Raw genomic sequence first — 21,778 nt, forward strand, 5'->3', positions numbered from 1 at the left:
TAAGTGGAATTTTTCAAAAATACAAGATTGATATTGGTCGGCCAGATACATCATAGAGAAGCATCGGCTTTCTTTACTACCTTTGAATAGGAATCGTACACTTTCCATACCCGATAATTCAGCTTTTCATAGAAGGATACGAGTGTCGTCCAATCGATGACGATATGTCGAATACCGCGTTCCCTTAGGAAATGAACACCTGCTTGAATAACCGCCAGCCCATAACCTCTGCCTTGGTACTCGCGGTCGACACCCAAAGGCCCAATCCCCCCTAGCTCATTATCGAATAACGGCGACCAATAAACGTTCTGGGCAATGGTTGGAGATAAACTATCGTTTATGCGGCAAAAACCGATAATTCGGCCTTCCTTCTCGATCACAACGAATTCACGGCCCGCTCCCCCAAGCTCAAAATAGCGAATGGCTTCATATTCCCATCGACCTGGAAAACAGCGGAGAAAAAAAGCAAGCAGCTCGCCTTTCTCGTGCTTCTCCAACAGCCGATACGAAACGCCCTCCTGTATGGGCAGCGTGCACTCCGAGTTTTCGTCATAAGTCGCCAGAAGATCATGTTCGACTCGATGATCATCTTGATATCCTTTGGTCTCGAGCCATGTGCGGACATGGGGGTACTCCTTGGGGATACCGGGGAAATAATGCCACGGATCGCGCCCGATTAAAATTTTATGAACCCCCCGTTCGTAGAGAGCCGTTTCAGCCCGGTTCAGCAGCTCGCTTCCGACTCCAAGCGCGCGGAAACCCCGATCTACCAACAATACCTGAATCCAACCCGTACCGGCCCCCAGTACGAAATCCCTTTGCTCCTGCCACAGCTTTGCAACGACGAAACCGACAACTTTCCCGCCTGTCTCTTCAATTGCAAGCCAAGAGCCCTCCTTCAGTACGTTAACATCGAGAAAGCTGTTTTGCCTGAGCAGCTGTTCGCGCATCGGAAACTGATCGCCGAGCTCTCGATTCCAAAGACGGCACATTTCCGTCAGCCGATCTTCCGATAATGATACGTATTTCATTTGAAAACCTCCTGAACTTTTTTGATTTCGGCAAATTAGAAGTGAGAGAGAATGAGATTGTGCAGCCTTGGACGAATCCGCAAGATGTGCTCCGTTCGACCGAAATGAACCCGATTCGTGAGAAATATGATTTGCAGATCCATCTCCGGATCAAACAACAGGCTGGTGCCTGTAAAACCAGTATGTCCGAATGCTTGCTCGGATAAATAGTCGCCTCCGAAAGAGAAACTTTTCGGATTTTTCAGCAGCCAGCCGAGTCCGCGGTATTCTTGGTCTAAAGGCGTAAAGTTACGGTACGACAGCTCGATGGACGCCCTAGAAATAATTCGCCGGCCTTTAAAGAGACCTTTCTGCCGAATCATTAACGCATAATTCGCCAGGTCGTGGGCTGTAGAAAACAAACCCGCATGACCGCTTACTCCGCCCATCCGCTCCGCCTTCTCGTCGTGCACATTTCCTGACTTGTAGGCCTGATGCGGTTCGGAAAACTCAGTAACGGCATAGCGCGTTTCTTCGAAGGCCGGACAAAAACCGGTTTCCAACATCTCGAGCGGCTCATAAATTCCCCTCTTCAGGTAGGTGTCGAAAGATTCGCCGGTTACGAATTCAATGATGAGATAGAGCATTATCATTCCAATATCGCTGTACACGACCTTTGTTCCCGGGGGATGAAGCGGCGGTTCGTTTACAATTCGGTCCAGAAGCTCTTCCCGGGATAGCCGCAGCAGCGCTTGCATGCCCAGCAAATCCGCCTTAAGACCCGATGTGTGCGTAAGCAGATGCAGGATCCGAATGGGTTCTTCCAGCTGCAGGCGAAAGCGAGGCAGAAATGCCCCGATTGGATCCGCTAAAGAAATTTTCCCTTGATCCATCAATTGAAGCGCCGCCGGCAACGTTGCAACGACTTTGGTCAGCGAAGCCAGATCGAAAACCGTATCCGTTCTCATCGGAGCGGCTTCCGGGTAAACAACCCGACTGCCATAGGCTTGCTTCAGCAGCTCCTTCCCTTTATGAGCAACATAAAGCACCGCACCGGGCAGATGTCCAGCAGCAATTTCCTGTTCGATGAAAAGGCTGATCTTAGGGATATCCAAGAAAGACACGATGGCTGAGCCCCTTCCATTTTTACTTGTTGCTTCGAACCTCCAAAATACGATTCATGCCGTTCAAGGCAACCGTTTTGAAATGAGCCCATTATACGGCTTGTGAAATTAAATTTCAATTTTTTTTTGCCCTAAAATTTTGTTCCGTCCATGACCATACTGTTACCCTCAATGTGCATGCAGCCCGTTAGTGGATCAAGGGGTTGCCTTTCGGCAACCCCTGTTGTGATTGTACTATCGTACTCTGTTAGTGGAATCGCTACCTTATTTTCAACCCATTTTTAACCCCATACCCCTAATATAATTACTCCAACAGTAATTAGATACAATCGAAACCTTTAGACAAAAAGAAAAAAGCCTTAAATATCAAGGCTTTCCTCTTTATGCGGTCGGCGGGATTTGAACCCGCACGCCTTGTGAGCGCCACCCCCTCAAGATGGTGTGTCTGCCGTTCCACCACGACCGCGCGTTATAATCCATTGAGCTTAAAATTCAATGGTGACCCGTAGGGGACTCGAACCCCTGTTACCTCCGTGAAAGGGAGGTGTCTTAACCACTTGACCAACGGGCCTTGCAAAAATTGAGGGATGCCGTTTTTCGCGACAAAGGTTATTATACTGGATTCCTTCGGCAAAAACAAGCAAAAACTCCATTGTATATTGATGGAAATGCTAAGTGCGGGTGTGATATGCTGAGAGCATTCCAAACCATCGAGGTGCAAGATGAACATGCTGCTGTATCAAACATCCACTGGGACACTTACAGAGGAGCCTATTCGCGTTCCGACATCTGACGAGGATGCTTGGGTGAGGATGATTTCCCCAACGCCTGAAGAAGTGAATCAGGTGCTGGGTACCTTATTTAATTGCCACCCGCTGCTTGTAGAAGATGCCATCAAACTCAATCAGCGTCCAAAAATGGATAAATATAAAAACAATTTCTTTGTCACCTTTTTTTGCCATACAAAAGGATTTGAAGCCGATTGATCTCGGCACAGCTATTGGAGATAATTATGTGATCACCGTGAGTCACGAGTCCATTTCATTCGTCGATGAATTGTACGAGGAGTGTAAAGTCATTGAAGAAAGAATGAGCCACCCGGGTCTCATCCTGCATTCCCTGCTCGATCACTGTGTCGATGATTATGCGGAGATCGTGGATAATATCGAAAGCCGCGTGGAGAAAATGGAGCGGGGCATTTACCGGCACCCTCACATCCGGATCGCTCAAGAAATATTCCAGCTCAAACGGACCATGCATCAGCTGCGGCGGATCATCGCTGAGGAAAAAACCATACTCAGCACGCTCAGCCATCATGATTTTCCCTATACAGAGCAGGAAGACAAAGTGTATTTTATCGATATTTATGATCACATCTCACGTGTCGTCGATTCACTCAATATTTTCCGCGAATCCCTTACATGCCTCCTGGAGCTGCAGATGAGCATGAATCGGATCGCATGAATGAGATCATGAAAACTTTAACTCTGTTCATTACCATTTTCAAGCCGCTGACATTTATCGTTGGCTTGTATGGAATGAACTTCAGTATCATACCGGAGCTGCATTGGGAATACGGCTATGCGTACGTTTGGATTTTAATGATTGCCGTAGCGGTCGGCACCTTTCTGTATTTTAAGCGCAAGCGCTGGTTTTGAACGGGCAAAAAAAGGAAGCCGCTTTATCAGCGACTTCCTTGCTCGAGCATCCAACGGAGAGAGAGGGATTCGAACCCTCGCACCGCTTACGCAGTCTAACCCCTTAGCAGAGGGTCCCCTTATAGCCACTTGGGTATCTCTCCAAATATAAAAAGAAAATGTGGCTCCCCGAACAGGACTCGAACCTGTGACAACTCGATTAACAGTCGAGTGCTCTACCAACTGAGCTATCAGGGAACGGCAATCTCAAATTTATCATGAAAGGGTATTCAAGTCAAGGACGTACAGTCTTAGCTTCCCTCTGCATTTTCCGCAAGCAAATTTACGCACATCAACCTGCCTTTTACGGAAATATTCCGTTTTGCAGCTTACGCATTCCAGCCTATACCGGTAGGGCTGTTTACTTGGCGCACGAGGAGAAGATTGGCAATATCTGGATCCACCGACCTGCTTAAGCAGCAACTTGAAATCCTGATCGCGGTGCTTGTACCCTTTTTTGAGCAAATGAAGGTGGTAGTGGCAGAGCTCGTGCTTGATGATTTTTTCCACTTCCTCCTTGCCGAAGGTTTCCAGCTGTAACGTACTGATTTCTATGTCATGCGACTTGGTAAAATATCTGCCGCCCGTAGACCTTAATCTTCGATTAAACCGTGCTTGATGGAGAAAAGGCCTGCCAAACGATGTCTGCGAAATGTGCTCTACCCAACTCTGCAGCTCCCGATCGTTCATCAAGAGAAAACACCCCTTAGGATTTTGTGAAGAAATAACTTACTTGAATTTGTACCCCATGTACCGCTATACTGTCAAGTAGAAATGAAGTGTGCCGCTTTACGAAAGGGGACAAACGAAGCCAATATGCCGCAAATGAGATATGCCCTTCTTAAGCATGAAGATCAGCTGGAATTTGTCGAAATGCCGAGCACTCATATGTACCAGCTCACAGCTTTAAACCGCCGGCTTCATAAGGAGCTGGATAAGCTAACTGCTGCAAATGTACCCAAACTGGCTCATGTGATTGCTGAATTCGATAATCTGGAGCTGATTGATCCGGGTTATCAACCCACACAGGGACTAGCTTATGTGAACCGATTGGAGCAAACCTTTGCTGCCATTCAGGAAAAAGCATACCCATTAATTTCGCTGCTCACGGAAATTCGCGCCCTAGAGGCGCAGCTGGAGCAATGGTACGAGGAAGAGTTGGAACCGTAATCTTCTGCTCCCTGAATCGACATGAGACCTGCACCCGTTATCCCTTTTCCCCATATGCTGATTATACATAGTCAGGAAGGGGATGGGCACATGCCGCAATGGCTTTTTAATCAGTTGATGCGGGCTTTTCAGAGCAAAAACCGAAGACAAATCAGGATACTTAACGATAGCTGGTTCTTTTATCGCACCCATCGAATTGATGGTAAATTGCCAAGCTCGCATCCAAACGAACCATTCAATAAGCAGAAGCATTAAATGAAAAGCAGACGAACAAGGAGTGATTCACTCCGTGGCTCATCTGCTTTTTTTGTTGAGGAAGTAGGGTTCCCTGATTATTGCGGCTTTTTCATCGTCAGACTGACGCGGCCTTTCTTTTCATCCACACCCAGCACCCACACTTTGACGATGTCTCCGACGGAGACCACATCCATCGGGTGCTTCACGAAGCTGCTGCTGAGTTGGGAGATGTGGACAAGCCCATCGTTCTTGATCCCGATATCGACGAAGGCGCCGAAGTCGATGACGTTGCGCACCGTGCCGGTTAGCTCCATCCCCGGCGTCAGATCCTCAAGCTGCAGCACATCCGTGCGGAAGATCGGCGCGTCGACTTCCTCGCGCGGATCGCGGCCCGGCCGCTGCAGGCTGTCCAGGATGTCCCGAAGCGTCGGGACGCCTACGCCAAGCTTTGGAGCCAGCTCAGCAGGCTCCAGTCCCTGCAGCAGCTCCCGAAGCTGCTGCGAGCCCAGCTGCGCCAATTCGAGGCGCAGCTCCTGAAACAGCCGATCCACCACCTCGTAAGACTCAGGGTGGATCGGGGTGTTATCGAGCGGGTTCCCCCCGCTCGAGATGCGCAGGAAGCCGACGCATTGCTCGTACGTCTTCCCTCCGAGGCGAGGCACCTTCTGCAGCTCCTTGCGGCTGCTGAACCTGCCGTTCTGCTCGCGGTACTGGACGATGTTCTTTGCCAGAGTCCCGTTCACGCCTGAAACATAAGACAGCAGCGAGGGGGACGCTGTGTTCAGATCCACCCCGACGTGGTTGACCGCGGACTCCACGACGGCTTTCAAGTTCTCGTCGAGCCGCTTTTGCGAGACGTCGTGCTGGTATTGGCCGACGCCGATAGCCTTCGGCTCGATTTTCACGAGCTCGGCGAGCGGGTCCTGCAGCCGGCGCGCAATCGAGATCGCGCTGCGCTCCGCGACATCGAGCTCGGGGAACTCGGTCTGCGCCAGCTTGGACGCAGAGTAGACGCTCGCGCCGGCTTCGTTCACGATCAAGTAGTGGAGCTTCCGCTCCTTGATCTCCGCGATCAGCTCGGCCACGAACTGCTCCGTCTCGCGCGATGCCGTGCCGTTGCCGATGACAATCAGATCCACGTTGTACTTGTGGATCAATTGCTTGAACTTCGCCTTGGCTTCCGCCACCTTATGGTTGGGAGCGGTGGGGTAGGTGACGGCGATGTCGAGCATTTTTCCGGTGTCATCCACGACGGCCAGCTTACAGCCTGTCCGAAAAGCAGGATCGACACCCAGGACAACCCGCCCCTTCACAGGCGCCTGCAGCAGCAGATTTCGCAGATTTTCCGCGAAAATCTTGATCGCCTGCTCTTCTCCCTTCTCCGTCAGCTCGCCCCGCACCTCGCGTTCGATCGAAGGCGCAATCAACCGCTTGTACGCATCTTCGATAACCGCTGCAAGCACGTCCTTAACCACAGACGGCCCTTTCATCCATTGCCGTTCTATATATTCGCGCACACGGTCTACAGGCACATCCATGCCGACCTTCAGCACTTCCTCGCGCTCTCCGCGATTAATCGCGAGAATGCGATGAGGCGGAAGCTTGCGAATAGGCTCCTGATAGGCATAGTACATTTCATAGACCGATTCTTGAGCCTTATCCTTGGCTTCCGTTCTCAGGATGCCTTGGTCATGTGTGAACCTGCGCACCCATGCCCGAATCTTAGCATCGTCGGCAATGGTCTCTGCGATAATATCCATAGCCCCTTGTATCGCGTCTTCTGCGGAATGTACACCCTTTTCCGCATCCACATACTTAGCCGCTTCCTCCTGCAAAGAGCCTTGGCGGGGCTGCTTCCCAATCCAATCGGCCAAAGGCTCAAGCCCCCGCTCCTTCGCAACACTTGCTCGAGTCTTGCGCTTCTGCCGGTAAGGACGGTAGAGATCCTCAACCTCCTGCAGCTTGGCTGCTTGCTCAATAGCGGCCCTCAGTTCACCCGTAAGCTTGCCTTGATCATCGATGAGCCGCAGCACTTCCAGCTTACGATCCTCGAGATTGCGGAGGTACTGCAGGCGATCTTCGATATCTCGAAGCTGGTTCTCGTCCAGCTCGCCGGTCATTTCTTTCCGATACCGCGCTATAAAAGGGATGGTGTTTCCCTCATCGAGCAGTCCCATCGTAGTTTTCACTTTACCCGCAGGCAGCTTGAGCTCGGTAGCAATTTGCTTCAGGATGCGTTCCTGAATCTGCGACTTCTGCTCATCCGTAAGCTGTACATTAGCTTTGATGTCATCATCGTTCTCGAGCTTGACTCCTTGACTGCTCTCAGTTCCTTTGTCCGCTGTTGCGGAGTCATTCAATTTATCATTGTTCAAGTCCTGCACCATTCAATATGTCCCCAATTCCGATGTATTGTAAGCTAGTGATGTCTCTTTGTCGCCTGCCATTCAAGATCTCTCCCCAAACGACTAAAAAAACGAGGCATCCAACACCCTCGTCCGTTCCAGATCCTATTTAAAATTCGATCAGCCCGACACTGATTTGCAAGGCTTCATCGACCTTCCGCATCGTCTCGTCGTCCAGGTGCGTGATTTTATCCGTCAGCCTTTGCTTGTCGATCGTGCGCACCTGCTCCAGCAAAATGACTGAATCCCGGTCAAAGCCATGCGTTTCCGCGTCAATTTCAACATGCGTGGGCAGTTTCGCCTTTTGGATCTGCGCCGTAATGGCCGCAACGATGACCGTAGGGCTAAAACGATTGCCAATATCATTCTGGATAATCAGAACCGGTCGCACTCCACCTTGCTCGGAGCCTACCACCGGTGAGAGGTCCGCGAAAAACACATCGCCACGTTTCACAATCAACTTCTACACCCCGCTTACTAAGCGATCCAGCGTATCGTCCGCTTCTTCCTCCACATGAAAAGCTTCTGATGCCATGCTAAGATTAATCATTGCCATTTCCATATAACCGCGCTGCATCGATTCCCGCAAGTTGCGTTTTTTGCGATCCATCAGATAAAGCCTCATTGCCTGACGAATGAATTCACTGCGGTTGGAGTTTTCTTTTTCCACGATGCCGTCCACCTCCTGCAGTAAATGATCCGGTAAACTGATCATAATTCTTTTTGTGTTATGCGCATTACTCACTTCAATTCGCACCCCCAGAAACCTAACAAGACAATATTACCAGTATGGCGAGCCACAGCCAAAATATACAACTGATATATATGCATTGTATATATCAGTTATGTACTGCTTTTCGTCCACGGGTCAGCCCATCTCATAAGGTATTCGTGAGGTGCATGGAAATTCCTCTAATTTTCGAAAAAAATGTTTTCCAATTCTCAGCCTTATTGTCTTAATTTCGGTGCCTCGACAACGGATTGACGGCCTCTACCTGTCTGCCTTCACGCATATAAATTCTGGGGACTCTGTGCGAAATCATACAAGTTATCTCATAATTGATGGTATTGAGCATTCGGGCTACATCCTCAACGGTAATCCTTTGTCCGCCTTGTTCGCCTATGAGCACAACCTCATCGCCCGTCTTCGCCTGCTGAACATCCGACACGCGGATCATACATTGATCCATACAAATTCTGCCCACTACCGGGACTTTATGCCCGTGAATCAAAGCTTCGGCTTTTTGTGTCAGCATACGGGAATATCCATCTGCATAACCAATGGGCAAGGTCGCAATTTGCTCTTCATCCTTAGTATGGTAGATCGTGCCATAACTGATACCTGAATCCGGAGGCAGTGTCTTCAAATGAACGACGCCTGTCTTCAGGGTCAGCACTGGTTTCAGCTCTAATGCATTCACATTCACTTCATTTGAAGGATATAAGCCATACATACTGATGCCCAGGCGCGCCATGTTATAGGTCAGTCCAGGCAGGTCGATGGCAGCAGCACTGTTTCCTGCATGCAGATAGGTGAATTCGACACCTTTTTCCTTAAAATATTGGACGACCCGCTCCATTCGCCGGTATTGCTCTAATGTATAGCTTTTATCGATTTCGTCAGCGTTCGCATAATGCGTGAAAAGACCTTCGACTTCAACTCCAGGCAGCTGCAGAGCTTCTTCTATAAAAGCAATCGCATCCGGCCCCGTTTGCAGTCCCAAGCGCCCCATACCGGTGTCGAGCTTAATGTGAATTTTGAGATTTTTGGTATCCGATTTGAGTACCTTTAGGGCTTCCAGAACTTCCTGGCTGTACACATTAATTGTAATGTCATGCTGCAATGCAACGGAAAGCCCATCAGGCGGAGTATAGCCAAGAGCCAGAATCGGAGCCGTAATTCCGGCGCTTCTGAGTTCCAAAGCTTCATCCAGAAAGGCAACGGCCAAATAATCGACGCCGCAGCGTACCGCCTCTTTGGACACTTCAACCGCACCATGGCCATAAGCGTCTGCTTTAACAACAGCCATGATGCGGATGCTGTCCGGGAGCTTTTGTTGAAATGCGTTTATGTTATGCTGCAAAGCATCAAGTGATATCTCGACCCGAGTTGGCCGGTAAAATGAATCCAATCTCCTTCACCTTCCCGTGTATGCATTCCCCAAAAAGAGCGATAAATCTATGTTAATCCTAATCGGGAAAAGAAGTCAATATCAGGAAGGTGAATCCTTATTTACCCATTTGTCCTTGAACGGCGGTTGCGACCCTCATCATTTCCTTCATAGGCAAATCTGCAGTGGATAGCCGGTATTCAACCCCATCGTGAATCCACGTCAGCGTTTTTTTATCCAATCCCGTTAATACTCCAAGTGTATACCCCAAGTCGACTATACTCCCCGGCTGCAGCGAAACCGTCATCGCCTGCGGCCTCAACTCAACCAAGCTGTAGTTGTATTTGCCTTTGTACCGCAGCATCACCGCCTGATCCTCTCCAAGCTTCATATCTGTGGTATCCTGCTTAACGACTCCTTGCGGTGTATAGGAAGGCTCAATGATACCGAATCCCTGCTGTTTGTTGGTTTGACCCGCCATAGTCGGCAGTGCTTGCAGGTTCCAGCTCGTCATGTTGCGCTCCATATCGAAGGAATCCTTATCAAACTTCTTACCCAATTCAAAGGATGTGAAATCTACCATGACCATTACTTTTTGATTCGTATCGAGAACCTCTACATGTTGAGGTGTTAAATTCTTTTTGCTGAGCCAGATTTTTTGGCGGGCCAGCATCTCATTCTGATAATTCGCGAGCACATCGAATACGTACGCGTTCTTGTCTGTTGCTAACACACGGTTCTTATCGTCCTTTATGCTTTGCACCAACGACTGATACAAGTACACCTGGCCTTGATTTTCCGGCCAATCGCTTTGGAAACGGAAGCTTTTTTTCAATTGCGGCGTCAAAACAAATACTCCCTGCTCGTTGCGCAGCACAATCTGCGTGATATCCTTCTCTGCATTTTTCAGCGAAATTCGGTAAAAGTTCGGATTCTTGTACCAAACCTCTACTTGATACTCCTGGGGCTGCTCACCGGTATAAAGGACCATGCGTCCCGCTCCCTGATAGCTGTCCATTTTGTTTATCACATGATCCAAATCCTTAACAATAGATCCTGCATCCCTTTTCCCGCAACCAACTGCAACTAGTACTAAGCACATTACGACAGCTACCATCCATGTGACCCGGCGCATCCGATCATCCCCTCGTCCTTGATTAAAATGAATTAGTACATGCATATGAGGGGACTTGGCCGATTATGCAGACTAGCCTGGGCTTGGTCAAAACTTTGCTGATAAAAATAAAGCTGCCGAGCTGAATTGTGCAACCAAATAGCGACCAGCAGCATTTATGCACCTTGTTGCATGGACATCGGCAGATAACGTGAAATCAGGTGCATTTATGCACCTTGCATCGCGGATTACCGCGGGTCCCGTGAAACCAAGTGCATTTCTGCACTTGAACTACATCCTACCAGGCTCGACGCGCCTATGTGGTGCATTTCTGCACCTTGTTGCATGGACATCGGCAGATACCGTGAAATCAGGTGCATTTATGCACCTTGCTTCGCGGATTACCGCGGGTCCCGTGAAACCAAGTGCATTTCTGCACTTGAACTACATCCTACCAGGCTCGACGCGCCTATGTGGTGCATTTCTGCACCTTGTTGCATGGACATCGGCGGATACCGTGAAATCAGGTGCATTTATGCACCTTGCTTCGCGAATTACCGCGGGTCCCGTGAAACCAAGTGGAGTTTCTGCACCTTATTACGTGGATATCGGTGGATACCGTGTAATCAAGTGCATTTCTGCACCTTGGGCTAATTCCTTCTGGGCCAGCAACTGTCTATGTGGTGCATTTCTGCTCCTTAGCCCCCCACTTCACCAAACCCAATCATCCGTAAACGAGCGCACGAATTCGTACCGGTTCACTTTAGTTTCCTTACCCGACAAGATGGGCCGGAATTTCCCCTTCTTACAAAGGGATTTCAAGCAGAGTACGGCAGTCCGACGATTGATATCAAGTTCCTTGACTAAATCTACCGGTCGAACAGGTTTGCCCAGACGAAGAACTATAGACAGCGTTTCACGCTCCAAGCGTGTATATCTCTGATCTCGCAAACTCGCAGCCATATAAGGTGATAATAATGACTTTAACAAATTAATCGACAGCATGGGTTTCGACTCCAAATTGTCATAAGGAATCGAAACGACACGAAATCCTAATATTTGTAAAAATGTCTCCCTGTCTAACTCATGACGGTAACGAATCCGGTCTGTTTGTTGAACATGGGGACCAAAACCTTTCACCTCCATCGCAAATTTACACATTCCTGGCAGCCACGCGAAGTCGATAAAATAGGGTCTTCCCCGCCAATCTGCAACTTCATATTCGGGATGCAAATCGTCCAAATTGCCAAATATGGACCACCAGACACGCTCTAAAAACAATCTTTCTCCATGACCATGCCCCCGCTCCAATCGGCTCCTGCGCTCCCCGGACCTGCGCTGAATATGGTACTCCAACCATTTTGTATGCTCTTCAGAAAAACCCATACCATTAACCCTCCTAAACGCAAAAACATCCCGAACTCCCTTTCAAAAAGGGGAGTTCAGGACGTTCTTCGTCACTGCTTTTTATGATTTCTATTGTAACGGAGCCAGTGATGAGAAACAAGCGATTTATTGTGAAAAGATGACGGGTTGTACCAACCCCACCTTTCTCACGTTATAGTTGTAACCTTATCCAATCATCAACAGCTCGCGAATTTCTTGTTCGGTCAGGGCGGACAACGCTTCTTGACCGGGCTGGATCACTTCATTGATAAGATCCTTTTTGCGCTGCTGCAGCTCGAACATTTTCTCTTCAATGGTGCCCTGAGTGACCAGGCGGATGACTTGGACGACCTTCTTTTGCCCGATGCGGTGTGCGCGATCTGCGGCTTGCTCTTCTACGGCAGGATTCCACCACAGATCATAGAGGACGACAGTGTCAGCGCCTGTTAGGTTGAGCCCGGTTCCGCCAGCCTTCAGAGAGATCAAGAAGATATCCTGTTCTCCTTCATTATAGCGTCTGCACAGCTCTACCCGATCACTTGCCGGCGTTTTACCGTCTAAGTAGAAGGCCATTAGGCCGCGGCGACCCAGCTCACTGCGAATAATGCCTAGCATTTCTGTAAACTGCGAGAAGATGAGCATTCTTTTGCCCCCGCCCAAGCACTCCTCTATGATCTCCATCAGTTGGTCCAGCTTACCGGAGTCGCCGGTATAGTTGTCCACGAACAAGGACGGATGACAGCAAAGTTGGCGCAATCGGGTTATACCTGCCAATATCTTCATCCGGCTCTTCTGCAAGCCTTCCGTCTGTAACTGTTGGATGGTCTCCTCCTGAAGCTTCGCTAGATAAGCCAAGTACAGCTTCTTTTGTTCCGATGACAGCTCGGAGGGCTGAAGCGTCTCGATCTTATCTGGGAGTTCCTTCAGTACATCAGTTTTCATTCGGCGCAGCAGAAATGGGCGTATCTTCTTCGCAATTTGTTCGCGAGGGAGCTCTGTGAAAGCTTTTTTGCTGGCAAATAGTTCTGGAAATACAGCGTCGTAGATGGACCACAGCTCCTCTAGCGAATTCTCTATAGGCGTCCCCGTTAACGCGAAGCGTTGCCCCGCCTCAATAGCTCTGACTGCCTGTGCAGTCTGAGTATTGTGATTCTTGAACGCTTGGGCTTCATCGAGAATAAGCGCATAGAAGCGTTGTTTCGCATAAAGCTCAGCGTCCCTGCGAAGCAAAGGGTAAGACGTAATGACCACATCTACATCCGTTAGCTCGTCCAAAATGCCGCTTCTCTCCTGTCTGTCCCCAACGGCTATGACTGCATGGAGCTCTGGAGCGAATTTGGCGATTTCATTCTTCCAATTGTAAGTCAATGAAGCGGGGGAAACAATCAGCACGGGGTATCCAAGCGCTCGGCTTGCTTGTTGCTCGGATAAGATAAAGGCTATGCTCTGCAATGTTTTGCCAAGACCCATATCGTCGGCCAATATACCTCCAAATTGGTAATAGCCCAGTGTCTTCATCCATTGGAAGCCATACTTCTGATAGTCTCGCAGTACGGTAGAAAGTTTCTCCGGCAGCTGGAAATCGAGATTGTCTGGATTTCTCACATTCTCAAGCAATTGACGAAGCGATTTACCCAACTTAATAGCAGCCGTCTGCTCCTTAGCGTCCATGAAGTGAAATCCGCGAACGACAGGAAGCTCCAAGCGAGTTCCCTTAATCTCCGTTTTACGAATGCCCATTTCAGTAAATAAATGATCGATTTCCTGGAAACCTTCCTCTTCAAAGGACAGAAAGGCTCCACTTGGTAAACGGTAATATTTCTTTTTCTCCACCAAACTGCGGAGTATACTCCGTATGTCTTGCTCGTCAATGCCCTCCATTTCGAAGCTGATGTCGAGCAAGTTGGTTCTCGCATTCATATCGACGCTCACCTTAGGTTGAATGAGGCTCTTCTCTGTCATTGGCTTAAGGGCAGGGGTTACAAGAACCTTAGCCCATTCTTCCAATTGAGGAAGCTGGCGATGTAGAAATTGATAGATTTCCTCCTCCTGGTCCATATAGAGCTCTTTACCGTTATACTTGAATAAAGCTTGCTCGAATAGACGCATGAAGCGATTCTCCTGATCAGCATCACGCATTAGTATGCGCTCCCCGCGATCTCGATGTTCAAGGTTCCCACGCATTGGATCTATAATGATATCCCCATACACATACTCCAGCTTGGCGAGCAGCCGATCGTCCTCAAGATCCAGAAACAGCTTGATCGTCAGTGGAAGTCTAACGATTCGATTCGCTATTTGCTCAGCGATACGCAGGCTTCCGATCTTAGTTAACCCTGGAATAACTTGCTCCATGAACGGTTCCATCTGGGATGGAGCGATCCGTAACTGATGCCCGTTTGTAGAAGAGAACATGCTCTTAAGTCCTGCCACCCGTCCTAAATTTAAGAGATCCATGATGTGCAACTTATTATCCACAGCTACACATCCATAGCTGTCCATAACAGTCATATCAGTAAGACCGCTTATGTTCAACTGATAGCCCTCGGAAGCTGCCTGCTTCAGATCAAAATCAAGAGAAACGGGTTCACGGGTCAGTTCCAATCGATCAAAGGTTTGCTTGCCATGCTCTAATCTACATGTAGCTGCTGACAAAAGTGGATGCAGTTGCTTCCAGGAAGAAGGAGGAATGATCAATATCCGTTCATTGTTGAAACCATATCCACTGGAATAGAAGCCGTAGGCTTCACGGTATATGCTTTCATTATTATAAATGTCCAATAATTGTTCGATGATCGCCCCATCGTCCTTCTTGAAGGCATACTCGGAGGGATCGAATGTGAAGCTCTTGGAGAAAGCATAGGGAGCATGCTTTTCTACTTTGGACAAAAAATCCTTCAGCTTCTGAACAATATACGTTCTTTTGGGCCCTACCTTGATCTCCATGGCAAGTCTTGGTTTATAACTTCCATAAGTCATCACTTTCACGATAAATTCAACTTCCAGCACTTGCCCATTACCCGCAAAGGAACCCTCCGATTCATGAATAGGAGCGGAGTGACTGTTGAAGAGCGAAATCAAGTTGTTTGTTGCTTGCATCTCGCGGTTGGAGATGACGGGCGCTTCTATTACAGCAGGCTTAGATGCTTGTGATAGCGGTGATGTTTTACTTCCTTCCAGATGTCCATAGATGTTGAAAAGAACAGCGGCAATATGTTTACAGTAGTAGTAAGAGCTGTCGTAGGCAGGACAATTACATTCGGCCTCAATATCGCTGCTATGCTCGTCCAATATGACGCAAACCTTATAACGCTTGCTCCCCCGGACAACGGCATCATAGCGTGATTGATTCGGGTTATGCGTAAGTTCTGTTACTCGATGGGATCTATAATAAGCTTCTCCACGCTGGTAGGATGTCGACCCACATAACGATCGGATATCTCTCAAAGATAGTATAGTATCCATTCTCTCTACCTTCTCTCATTATATCTATGATTAGCTTATCAAATATGACGTAACCCAACAACCGAAAAGTCCACTGGCATGAAGCCAGCGAAGAAAACGAAACAAGCCGCCCCCCGTTCCTTACAGTGATTTGCCATGATCCAACCAACAACAAACTCCTGTATTGATTAATGGGTATGTACGTCAAAAAAATCCCACCAGGGCTGCAACCTTTTGGCGGGATTTTCACAGTGTCACTTTAGGTCACTCTTACCGCGCTCCACCAGTAAAATGTGATTTTTCGCAAAATCCTCGACGAGCCATCCTCCATCTTGCTGCACAGCATAAACACTGGCATCTTCAAGCCTGGAAAGAATAGCCTTCAACTCGGTCTCATCCGGAACAACTATCGTATAATAGCGCAAACCCGTCGCATCAGCCGGTGCTGGAGGAGCTCCGACGCCTGCCCAAGTGTTCAACCCGATATGATGGTGATAGCCGCCAGCTGAAATGAACAGAGCCGAATCCGCCATCAACATCATCTCCCCAAACCCGAGCAGCCCGCAATAAAACTGCCTTGCACTGGGTATGTCATTGACATGGAGATGCATATGCCCAAGCTTCGTGCCCTTTTGCAGGCCATTCCAAGGCTCTTCCCCCGCCTCATCAAGCAAGCCTTGCCAGTCGATAGGGTCTGTGGCCATTTGAATTTGACCTTGTCCGTTGTACTTCCACGTTTCCCGCGGACGGTCTACATAAATTTCAATCCCATTATTATCCGGATCAGCGATATAAAGCGCCTCACTTACCAAGTGGTCCGCCTGCCCAATATGAATACCGGACTTAATCAGACTGCGCAGCGACAAACCCAAATCCTTACGAGTAGGTACTAGAATCGCATAATGGTATAATCCAGTTGTTCTTCTCTTAGGCTGGACTTGAGCGTTCTCGATCTCCTCTAACACAACCAAGGGAGTGCTTTCCCCATTGGCAGCAAGCTGCGCGGTTTTTCCGTCTTGCCGCAGCACCTGAAAACCAACAACTTCTTGATAAAATTGCAGGGAACGCTCCAAGTCGCTGACTTTTAAATGAACCCGACCGATTTCGGTATCCGGATGAATTTGCGCTGTCATCTGTGCAACTCCTATCACTTACTTTTTATTAGTTAATATATATTAATAAAATTTCAATGTCAAGTGATGCTGTAGAAACACTGAAAAGAGCACTGACCTGAAGTCGGCGCTCTCTGCTGTTGCTGTGACTATTCATATTATTTACCGGAGTAAGTACATAATGCCCATAATGATTGCTACCCATAAAAGGGATCCCAGCACAACGCCAATCAACAAACCTTTACCTACAGCCGCATGTCCGTCATGGTAAGCGTCTTCATGGTCATTCATACAAAAACCTCCCCTGTTTCTAGTTTATTCACTAGTATGGGGAAGATGTTCGAGATTTATCCTTGGTTCTAATAAGCGTTTTTATTAAAAAATCCATTCAATATGGTTTTCCAAATGATCTTGATATCAAAAAGAAAAGACCAATTTTCAATGTAGAAAATATCATGCTTAATCCGATCTTCGATGGATGTGTCACCGCGCAAGCCATTACTCTGAGCCCAGCCTGTGATGCCAGGACGGATGTGATGTTTAACCATGTATTTAGGAATTTCCTCTTTGAACTGTTCCACGAAATAAGGTCTCTCCGGACGAGGACCCACTACACTCATATGGCCAAAAAGAACGTTGAAAAATTGCGGTAATTCATCCAAACTTGTTTTGCGCAAAAATGTACCGAACTTCGTGCGCCGCGGATCGTTTTCTGTTGTCCATTTGGTATTTGAGGAGTCATCAGCTAAAACCTTCATGGTGCGGAATTTGTACATCATGAATTTTCTTCTACCCAGACCCACTCTCTCTTGCTTAAATATGATCGGACCGGATGATGTCATTTTTATTCCAATGGCGATAAGGATTAGTAGAGGGGAAGTAATCAACAAAGCGCAAAAAGAAAAAAGCAGATCAAAGCTTCTTTTTAAAGTCCGATTGGACATCTCATCCAGCGGAATATCACGAACATTGATCAAGGGCATTCCGGCAAAATTATCAAAATGCGGTTTGGATGGAAGGATGTCGAAATAGTCCGGGATAATCAGGGTTCTTACGCCGGCTTTTTCGCAGACACTCACGATATGCCCGAATTTCAGATGCGCTTCGAGCGGTAAGGCGATAATAACTTCATCAATCAGAATCCTTTGCACAATATCTTCAAGCTCATCGATAGTGCCTATAATAGGCTTATAATGCATATGTTTGCGCTCGTGATTAGCTGTGTAATCATCCAGAAAACCAACAACCTCAAATCCGAGCTCCGGATGATGATTCAGATTTTCATAAAATCTGCGTCCAAGTGTCCCAGCTCCCAATATGAGTACATATTGCTTATTAAAACCTTTTTCCCTAAGTCGTTTTAATGACCCTTTTACTATGTAACGATATATGGAGATAAAGCAAATGCTGCCAACAAAGAAAATCATCAAATACGACCGAGAGATATGGACCGCTTTGAAAAAGAACAGCAAGCTAAGCAGCATGAAAATACTGATCATATGAACTTGGACAACTTTAAAGGCTTCATCTGCAAATCTTTTTTTACGTTTTGGAGTGTATAGCCCGATGTTAAAGCCTACCCCAACAATAATAACACCATAAACAATACTCCAAATCGCATAATCACCAATAGGCAGAGTTTCTACATTGGGTATATAATTACTGACAAACTTCAACCACCAGGAAATAAGAAAAACGACTTGGATCGTTAAGAAATCCAAGAATGCATATATTTGCGTTAGAAACCTTTCATTTTTGCGGATCATTTACTTCACCTCAGACTGGAGAGCTTTAATTTATTTCGGCTTACAGAAATAACAAACTTTATTGATATGCCCAGATAGACTAGAACATTCACGATCACGGGATATTTGTACCTGTAATGTTTTCGATGAAATAAGAACATGGCTCTATGGAATTCGTAAATGATTTTGAAGGGCTTCTTTCGGCTGCTCGCACCTTTGTAGTGAGTGATGGTTGTGCGAGGATAATAATAAATCCCCCAGCCAGCTTGTTTGATTCGATAGCACCAATCAATGTCTTCTCCGTACATGAAGAACTCTTCATCCAGCATGCCTACCTGATCAATAGCTTCTCGTCTAACAAGCATAAAAGCACCTACAAGACAATCTATCGGATATTCCTGATCAGGATTTAAGTAACCAAGCTGATACTGATTGAATCGTGGATTATTTGGAAATAGTTTTGAGAAGCCAAACGCATAATAAAAAGATGCCGAAGGTGTTGGGAAGCCGCGCTTACAGGCTTTATCGAGCGAGCCGTCGGGAAGCAGAATTTTGCAGCCGCTAGCACCTATACTGGAATGTTCTTCCATAAAGTCTAGCATAATTTGGATCGCATCAGGTTGAACGATCGTATCTGTGTTGAGAAGCAATATGTATCTGCCTGCAGCTACTCGAATGGCTTGGTTGTTCGCTTTGGAGAAGCCTACATTTTGCTTATTTTCAATAAGTTGAATCGTGGGGAACTGCTTTCTAATCTCAAGAACTGAGTCGTCTCTAGAAGCATTGTCTACGACTAGAATTTCGTAATCGTAAGATATGCTCGACGATACAATCGAACGTAAACAGTCTAGCGTTAGCTGACACGTATTATAATTGACTATCACAATACTGAGATCCATAAAGGAGTCACCATATTTCTATTATTCTCGACATTAATTATACCATTGAATCTATGTAAAAAGTATGAATATCTTCTTTTAAAAACTAAACGAATATTTTAAGGAGTCTCTATCAACTCGCTTCTCTTTTGTGAATGTTGGACTCCTTTCAATTTAACCACTAGAGGCTTTTCCACTAAAATGAAAACAAGATAACTTAATGGGAGAGTCAGTAAAACAATCATAATATCGTCAGACAAAAACCCAATTTTATAAGCAAAATGAGTTGTTTTTGTTAATTTCATCATAATAGAAATGAACAACAGATGTGTAAGCAAAATGGTATAAGAAGCATCACCCAATTTGCTAAGAATACGGAGCCAGTGTGAATAACTGCGGATTTTTGGCATGGAGATCAGCCCTAAAATAACAAGAACAGCCGGAATATCGTAGAGGAGAACGTCATAGTAGGGCACCAACGAATACTTATTATTGAGCCAGATCACAAGAAAGCCTAGCATACCAGCCCCTAGAGGTACAAAAGGCTTCCTGGCTCGGTGCTTCATCATCCAAAATGCAAGAAGGCATCCAACAGCAAATTCCAGATTAACCTCGTTGAAGAGGAAGCTTAAATAAACGTGATTTTGAATATCCGAACCAATAATTGGAACATTCAGGACATTACATAAGGTCAATGCCAACCATAAAACAGCCAAGCCAAACGAAACTTTCCGGCCTAAAGCCATTAAAAGACTAAACAGCACATAAAACAAAACAAAATAGCTTAATGACCATGCAACCGATAAAACAGGACCATGTATCTGAGGAATCAGAAATAAAGATTTAACGATAGTATCCTTATGAGTCTCGTACCCATATCCAAAGCTCGGCACCAGAAAATAAACTGGGAGAACAACAAGTGTAATGAGCCAATAAAACGGGTAAATCCTTAATAACCGATTCAATAAAAAGGGAAGAACATATTTCCTGGTTCCAATGTTTTTCCCGTAAATGGTGTAAAGCAAAAAACCCGTAAGAATGAAAAAATAATCCACTCCACCTGAACGGCCAATATTACTAATCCCAAACAAATCGTAATGAAAGTACTTAAATGACATAGCCGAAACGTGGAACAAGAGTACCGTGAATGCTCCGACCCCGCGCGATGCTTGAAGAAGCATCTTTTGCTGATTATTCATATGAAAAATGCCCTACCTTCATTAAATTCATAAACCTTGGCAAAATCTACTATACATGACATTTGTGAAGAAAATATGAACTTGAACTGAAAAAAATAGACCACCTAAACCGATTACCTCGGTCTAGTAGTCTTCTGACTCCTATGATTAAACACAAATATATTTTTCCTTACTTTAAGAACCACCTATAAACATGCCGCAACAACACTTTCCGCTTTGCCTGAATCCACTTCCTCTTACGCATGAGACTTGGTAGTTTCCTGAAAAAATCTCCCCAAGCAGGCAAAAGCTCCGGCTCCCTGACTACCGTATACCCAAAGCTCATAATTTCATAAACAAGCAAAGGCAAACAATGCAAGAACACATAACCCAAATGGTCATTCTTCAGCATCATCTTGTATCTGTTAATATAAGAGAGCTTCCGCACAAAAACTGGCTGTTCCTTGCGCCCGCCCGACTTCCAGCCTCGTTCATGAAGTGCAAGGGCCTTTGGTTCATAATATGCACTCCATCCTAGAAGTTGAGCCCTCCAGGCCACATCCACATCTTCCTTATATGCAAAAAAATCCGCATCAAAGAATTCGCCGTCGATACTGGTATCTTCAATCATCTTTCGAGAATAAAGTGCCGCGGCTCCGGAAACACCAAAAACTTCAGAAGTCCCGCTCCAATCCAGAGCAGGCTCATTAGCCCCACGATCAAAAGCCCTACGAGCTAGGTTTATAATCAGCCCCGTACTATCGATTGTTCCCTCTTGTGAACGCAGCAGCTTACCCGTCGCGCTACCAACCTCAGGATGAGCTTCTATACCTTCTGCTAATTGAGTAACATAATCCTCATGAAGCCGAATATCTGGATTCAATACTAAAGCATAGTCACTAGTCGACGCCCGAATGGCTTGATTATGTGCTGGCGCAAAACCAACATTAGATTCATTAAAGATAATATGAATTTTATCCTGATACTTTGAAAGAATAGCTCTCGTCCGATCCGCAGACGCATTATCAACAATAATAATCTGCTCGATAGGATACGTTTGCCTAAGAACTGATTCGAGACAAGCCTCGATATATTTATCACTTTGATACGTAACAATATGAACATTCACCGTTTTTGGCACATTTACCATTCTTTTCCTTGATATTG

General features: G+C 46.7%; 21 protein-coding genes and 4 tRNA genes. 5 read left to right on the forward strand and 20 right to left on the reverse strand.

Annotation, left to right across the window (positions count from 1 at the left end; translation table 11 throughout):
- Positions 1–50: 50 nt before the first annotated feature.
- The 4 genes from BLV33_RS14610 to BLV33_RS14625 form a co-directional block, all read right to left on the reverse strand.
- Positions 51–1,031 carry a GNAT family N-acetyltransferase gene (locus BLV33_RS14610; protein ID WP_090792904.1) on the reverse strand — a complete coding sequence of 327 codons (981 nt, stop codon included), beginning with the start codon at positions 1,029–1,031 and terminating at the stop codon, positions 51–53.
- Between the two features lie 35 nt (positions 1,032–1,066).
- Positions 1,067–2,134, reverse strand: a complete 1,068-nt coding sequence (locus BLV33_RS14615; protein ID WP_253187077.1) for a serine hydrolase domain-containing protein — start codon at positions 2,132–2,134, stop codon at positions 1,067–1,069.
- A gap of 384 nt (positions 2,135–2,518) precedes the next feature.
- Positions 2,519–2,600: transfer RNA gene (locus tag BLV33_RS14620), tRNA-Leu, on the reverse strand.
- 30 nt (positions 2,601–2,630) lie between these two features.
- Positions 2,631–2,705, reverse strand: a tRNA-Glu gene (locus BLV33_RS14625).
- 157 nt (positions 2,706–2,862) lie between these two features.
- Between BLV33_RS14625 and BLV33_RS30095 the strand changes: the two genes are divergently transcribed.
- From BLV33_RS30095 to BLV33_RS30105, 3 genes are read left to right on the forward strand one after another with little or no spacing between them, the layout of a single operon-like run.
- On the forward strand, positions 2,863–3,120 hold the full coding sequence (locus tag BLV33_RS30095; protein ID WP_090792906.1) for a CorA family divalent cation transporter: 258 nt from the start codon (positions 2,863–2,865) through the stop codon (positions 3,118–3,120).
- Positions 3,107–3,598: a CorA family divalent cation transporter gene (locus BLV33_RS30100; protein ID WP_253187079.1), complete on the forward strand. Its 492-nt coding sequence runs from the start codon at positions 3,107–3,109 to the stop codon at positions 3,596–3,598. The genes BLV33_RS30095 and BLV33_RS30100 overlap by 14 nt, the downstream gene beginning before the upstream one ends.
- Before the next feature lie 8 nt (positions 3,599–3,606).
- The gene (locus BLV33_RS30105; protein WP_253187081.1) at positions 3,607–3,792 is read left to right on the forward strand and encodes a CorA family divalent cation transporter; all 186 of its coding nucleotides are present in this window, start codon (positions 3,607–3,609) and stop codon (positions 3,790–3,792) included.
- Positions 3,793–3,846: 54 nt separating this feature from the next.
- Here BLV33_RS30105 and BLV33_RS14645 read toward each other — a convergent pair.
- The 3 genes from BLV33_RS14645 to BLV33_RS14655 form a co-directional block, all read right to left on the reverse strand.
- Positions 3,847–3,935: transfer RNA gene (locus BLV33_RS14645), tRNA-Ser, on the reverse strand.
- 18 nt (positions 3,936–3,953) lie between these two features.
- Positions 3,954–4,029 (reverse strand) — tRNA-Asn (locus BLV33_RS14650).
- 18 nt (positions 4,030–4,047) lie between these two features.
- Entirely contained in the window at positions 4,048–4,521 is a 474-nt protein-coding gene (locus BLV33_RS14655; protein WP_090792913.1) for a SprT family protein, read from the reverse strand.
- 126 nt (positions 4,522–4,647) lie between these two features.
- On the opposite strand from BLV33_RS14655, the gene BLV33_RS14660 reads away from it, so the two are divergent.
- Positions 4,648–5,001 (forward strand): hydrolase/acyltransferase, encoded by a 354-nt coding sequence (locus tag BLV33_RS14660; RefSeq protein ID WP_090792917.1) that lies wholly within the window; start codon positions 4,648–4,650, stop codon positions 4,999–5,001.
- A 90-nt stretch (positions 5,002–5,091) separates the two neighbouring features.
- Entirely contained in the window at positions 5,092–5,256 is a 165-nt protein-coding gene (gene cmpA, locus BLV33_RS14665; protein WP_090792920.1) for a cortex morphogenetic protein CmpA, read from the forward strand.
- A gap of 77 nt (positions 5,257–5,333) precedes the next feature.
- Here the strand turns inward: cmpA and BLV33_RS14670 are convergent, their stop codons facing one another.
- From BLV33_RS14670 to BLV33_RS14725, 13 genes are all read right to left on the reverse strand, one after another.
- A complete protein-coding gene (locus BLV33_RS14670) occupies positions 5,334–7,625 on the reverse strand; it encodes a Tex family protein (protein WP_090792922.1) in 2,292 nt (763 codons plus the stop codon).
- Between the two features lie 127 nt (positions 7,626–7,752).
- Positions 7,753–8,103 carry a type II toxin-antitoxin system PemK/MazF family toxin gene (locus BLV33_RS14675; RefSeq protein ID WP_090792925.1) on the reverse strand — a complete coding sequence of 117 codons (351 nt, stop codon included), beginning with the start codon at positions 8,101–8,103 and terminating at the stop codon, positions 7,753–7,755.
- A 3-nt stretch (positions 8,104–8,106) separates the two neighbouring features.
- Entirely contained in the window at positions 8,107–8,388 is a 282-nt protein-coding gene (locus BLV33_RS30450) for a CopG family ribbon-helix-helix protein (protein ID WP_090792928.1), read from the reverse strand.
- 211 nt (positions 8,389–8,599) lie between these two features.
- Positions 8,600–9,775, reverse strand: coding sequence for an alanine racemase (alr, locus tag BLV33_RS14685; RefSeq protein WP_090792932.1), 1,176 nt, complete (start codon positions 9,773–9,775; stop codon positions 8,600–8,602).
- Positions 9,776–9,872: 97 nt separating this feature from the next.
- Entirely contained in the window at positions 9,873–10,889 is a 1,017-nt protein-coding gene (locus tag BLV33_RS14690; RefSeq protein WP_090792936.1) for a LolA family protein, read from the reverse strand.
- A 690-nt stretch (positions 10,890–11,579) separates the two neighbouring features.
- Positions 11,580–12,254 carry a hypothetical protein gene (locus tag BLV33_RS14695; protein ID WP_090792940.1) on the reverse strand — a complete coding sequence of 225 codons (675 nt, stop codon included), beginning with the start codon at positions 12,252–12,254 and terminating at the stop codon, positions 11,580–11,582.
- A gap of 186 nt (positions 12,255–12,440) precedes the next feature.
- The gene (locus BLV33_RS14700; protein WP_090792944.1) at positions 12,441–15,719 is read right to left on the reverse strand and encodes a DEAD/DEAH box helicase; all 3,279 of its coding nucleotides are present in this window, start codon (positions 15,717–15,719) and stop codon (positions 12,441–12,443) included.
- A gap of 233 nt (positions 15,720–15,952) precedes the next feature.
- Positions 15,953–16,831 (reverse strand): VOC family protein, encoded by an 879-nt coding sequence (locus BLV33_RS14705; RefSeq protein ID WP_090792949.1) that lies wholly within the window; start codon positions 16,829–16,831, stop codon positions 15,953–15,955.
- A 141-nt stretch (positions 16,832–16,972) separates the two neighbouring features.
- Entirely contained in the window at positions 16,973–17,101 is a 129-nt protein-coding gene (locus BLV33_RS30455; protein WP_290439053.1) for a hypothetical protein, read from the reverse strand.
- Positions 17,102–17,169: 68 nt separating this feature from the next.
- Positions 17,170–18,576, reverse strand: a complete 1,407-nt coding sequence (locus BLV33_RS14710) for an undecaprenyl-phosphate glucose phosphotransferase (protein ID WP_090792952.1) — start codon at positions 18,574–18,576, stop codon at positions 17,170–17,172.
- Positions 18,577–18,581: 5 nt separating this feature from the next.
- Positions 18,582–19,454 (reverse strand): glycosyltransferase family 2 protein, encoded by an 873-nt coding sequence (locus tag BLV33_RS14715; protein WP_090792955.1) that lies wholly within the window; start codon positions 19,452–19,454, stop codon positions 18,582–18,584.
- Positions 19,455–19,552: 98 nt separating this feature from the next.
- Positions 19,553–20,632, reverse strand: a complete 1,080-nt coding sequence (locus BLV33_RS14720) for an acyltransferase family protein (protein WP_090792960.1) — start codon at positions 20,630–20,632, stop codon at positions 19,553–19,555.
- Positions 20,633–20,801: 169 nt separating this feature from the next.
- On the reverse strand, positions 20,802–21,761 hold the full coding sequence (locus tag BLV33_RS14725; protein WP_090792963.1) for a glycosyltransferase family 2 protein: 960 nt from the start codon (positions 21,759–21,761) through the stop codon (positions 20,802–20,804).
- Positions 21,762–21,778 lie beyond the last annotated feature (17 nt).

This window comes from Paenibacillus sp. GP183, from assembly GCF_900104695.1.
Lineage (GTDB): Bacteria > Bacillota > Bacilli > Paenibacillales > NBRC-103111 > Paenibacillus_AI.

Coding starts and splice junctions, on each gene's coding strand:
- BLV33_RS14610 (WP_090792904.1), bottom strand. CDS start 1,031: ATGAAATACGTATCATTATCGGAAGATCGGCTGACGGAAATGTGCCGT.
- BLV33_RS14690 (WP_090792936.1), bottom strand. CDS start 10,889: ATGCGCCGGGTCACATGGATGGTAGCTGTCGTAATGTGCTTAGTACTA.
- BLV33_RS14695 (WP_090792940.1), bottom strand. CDS start 12,254: ATGGGTTTTTCTGAAGAGCATACAAAATGGTTGGAGTACCATATTCAG.
- BLV33_RS30455 (WP_290439053.1), bottom strand. CDS start 17,101: ATGAATGACCATGAAGACGCTTACCATGACGGACATGCGGCTGTAGGT.
- BLV33_RS14715 (WP_090792955.1), bottom strand. CDS start 19,454: ATGGATCTCAGTATTGTGATAGTCAATTATAATACGTGTCAGCTAACG.
- BLV33_RS14670 (WP_090792922.1), bottom strand. CDS start 7,625: ATGGTGCAGGACTTGAACAATGATAAATTGAATGACTCCGCAACAGCG.
- BLV33_RS14660 (WP_090792917.1), top strand. CDS start 4,648: ATGCCGCAAATGAGATATGCCCTTCTTAAGCATGAAGATCAGCTGGAA.
- BLV33_RS30095 (WP_090792906.1), top strand. CDS start 2,863: ATGCTGCTGTATCAAACATCCACTGGGACACTTACAGAGGAGCCTATT.
- BLV33_RS14705 (WP_090792949.1), bottom strand. CDS start 16,831: ATGACAGCGCAAATTCATCCGGATACCGAAATCGGTCGGGTTCATTTA.
- BLV33_RS14720 (WP_090792960.1), bottom strand. CDS start 20,632: ATGAATAATCAGCAAAAGATGCTTCTTCAAGCATCGCGCGGGGTCGGA.
- BLV33_RS14655 (WP_090792913.1), bottom strand. CDS start 4,521: ATGAACGATCGGGAGCTGCAGAGTTGGGTAGAGCACATTTCGCAGACA.
- cmpA (WP_090792920.1), top strand. CDS start 5,092: ATGCCGCAATGGCTTTTTAATCAGTTGATGCGGGCTTTTCAGAGCAAA.
- BLV33_RS14700 (WP_090792944.1), bottom strand. CDS start 15,719: ATGGATACTATACTATCTTTGAGAGATATCCGATCGTTATGTGGGTCG.
- BLV33_RS14710 (WP_090792952.1), bottom strand. CDS start 18,576: ATGATCCGCAAAAATGAAAGGTTTCTAACGCAAATATATGCATTCTTG.
- BLV33_RS14725 (WP_090792963.1), bottom strand. CDS start 21,761: ATGGTAAATGTGCCAAAAACGGTGAATGTTCATATTGTTACGTATCAA.
- BLV33_RS30105 (WP_253187081.1), top strand. CDS start 3,607: ATGAAAACTTTAACTCTGTTCATTACCATTTTCAAGCCGCTGACATTT.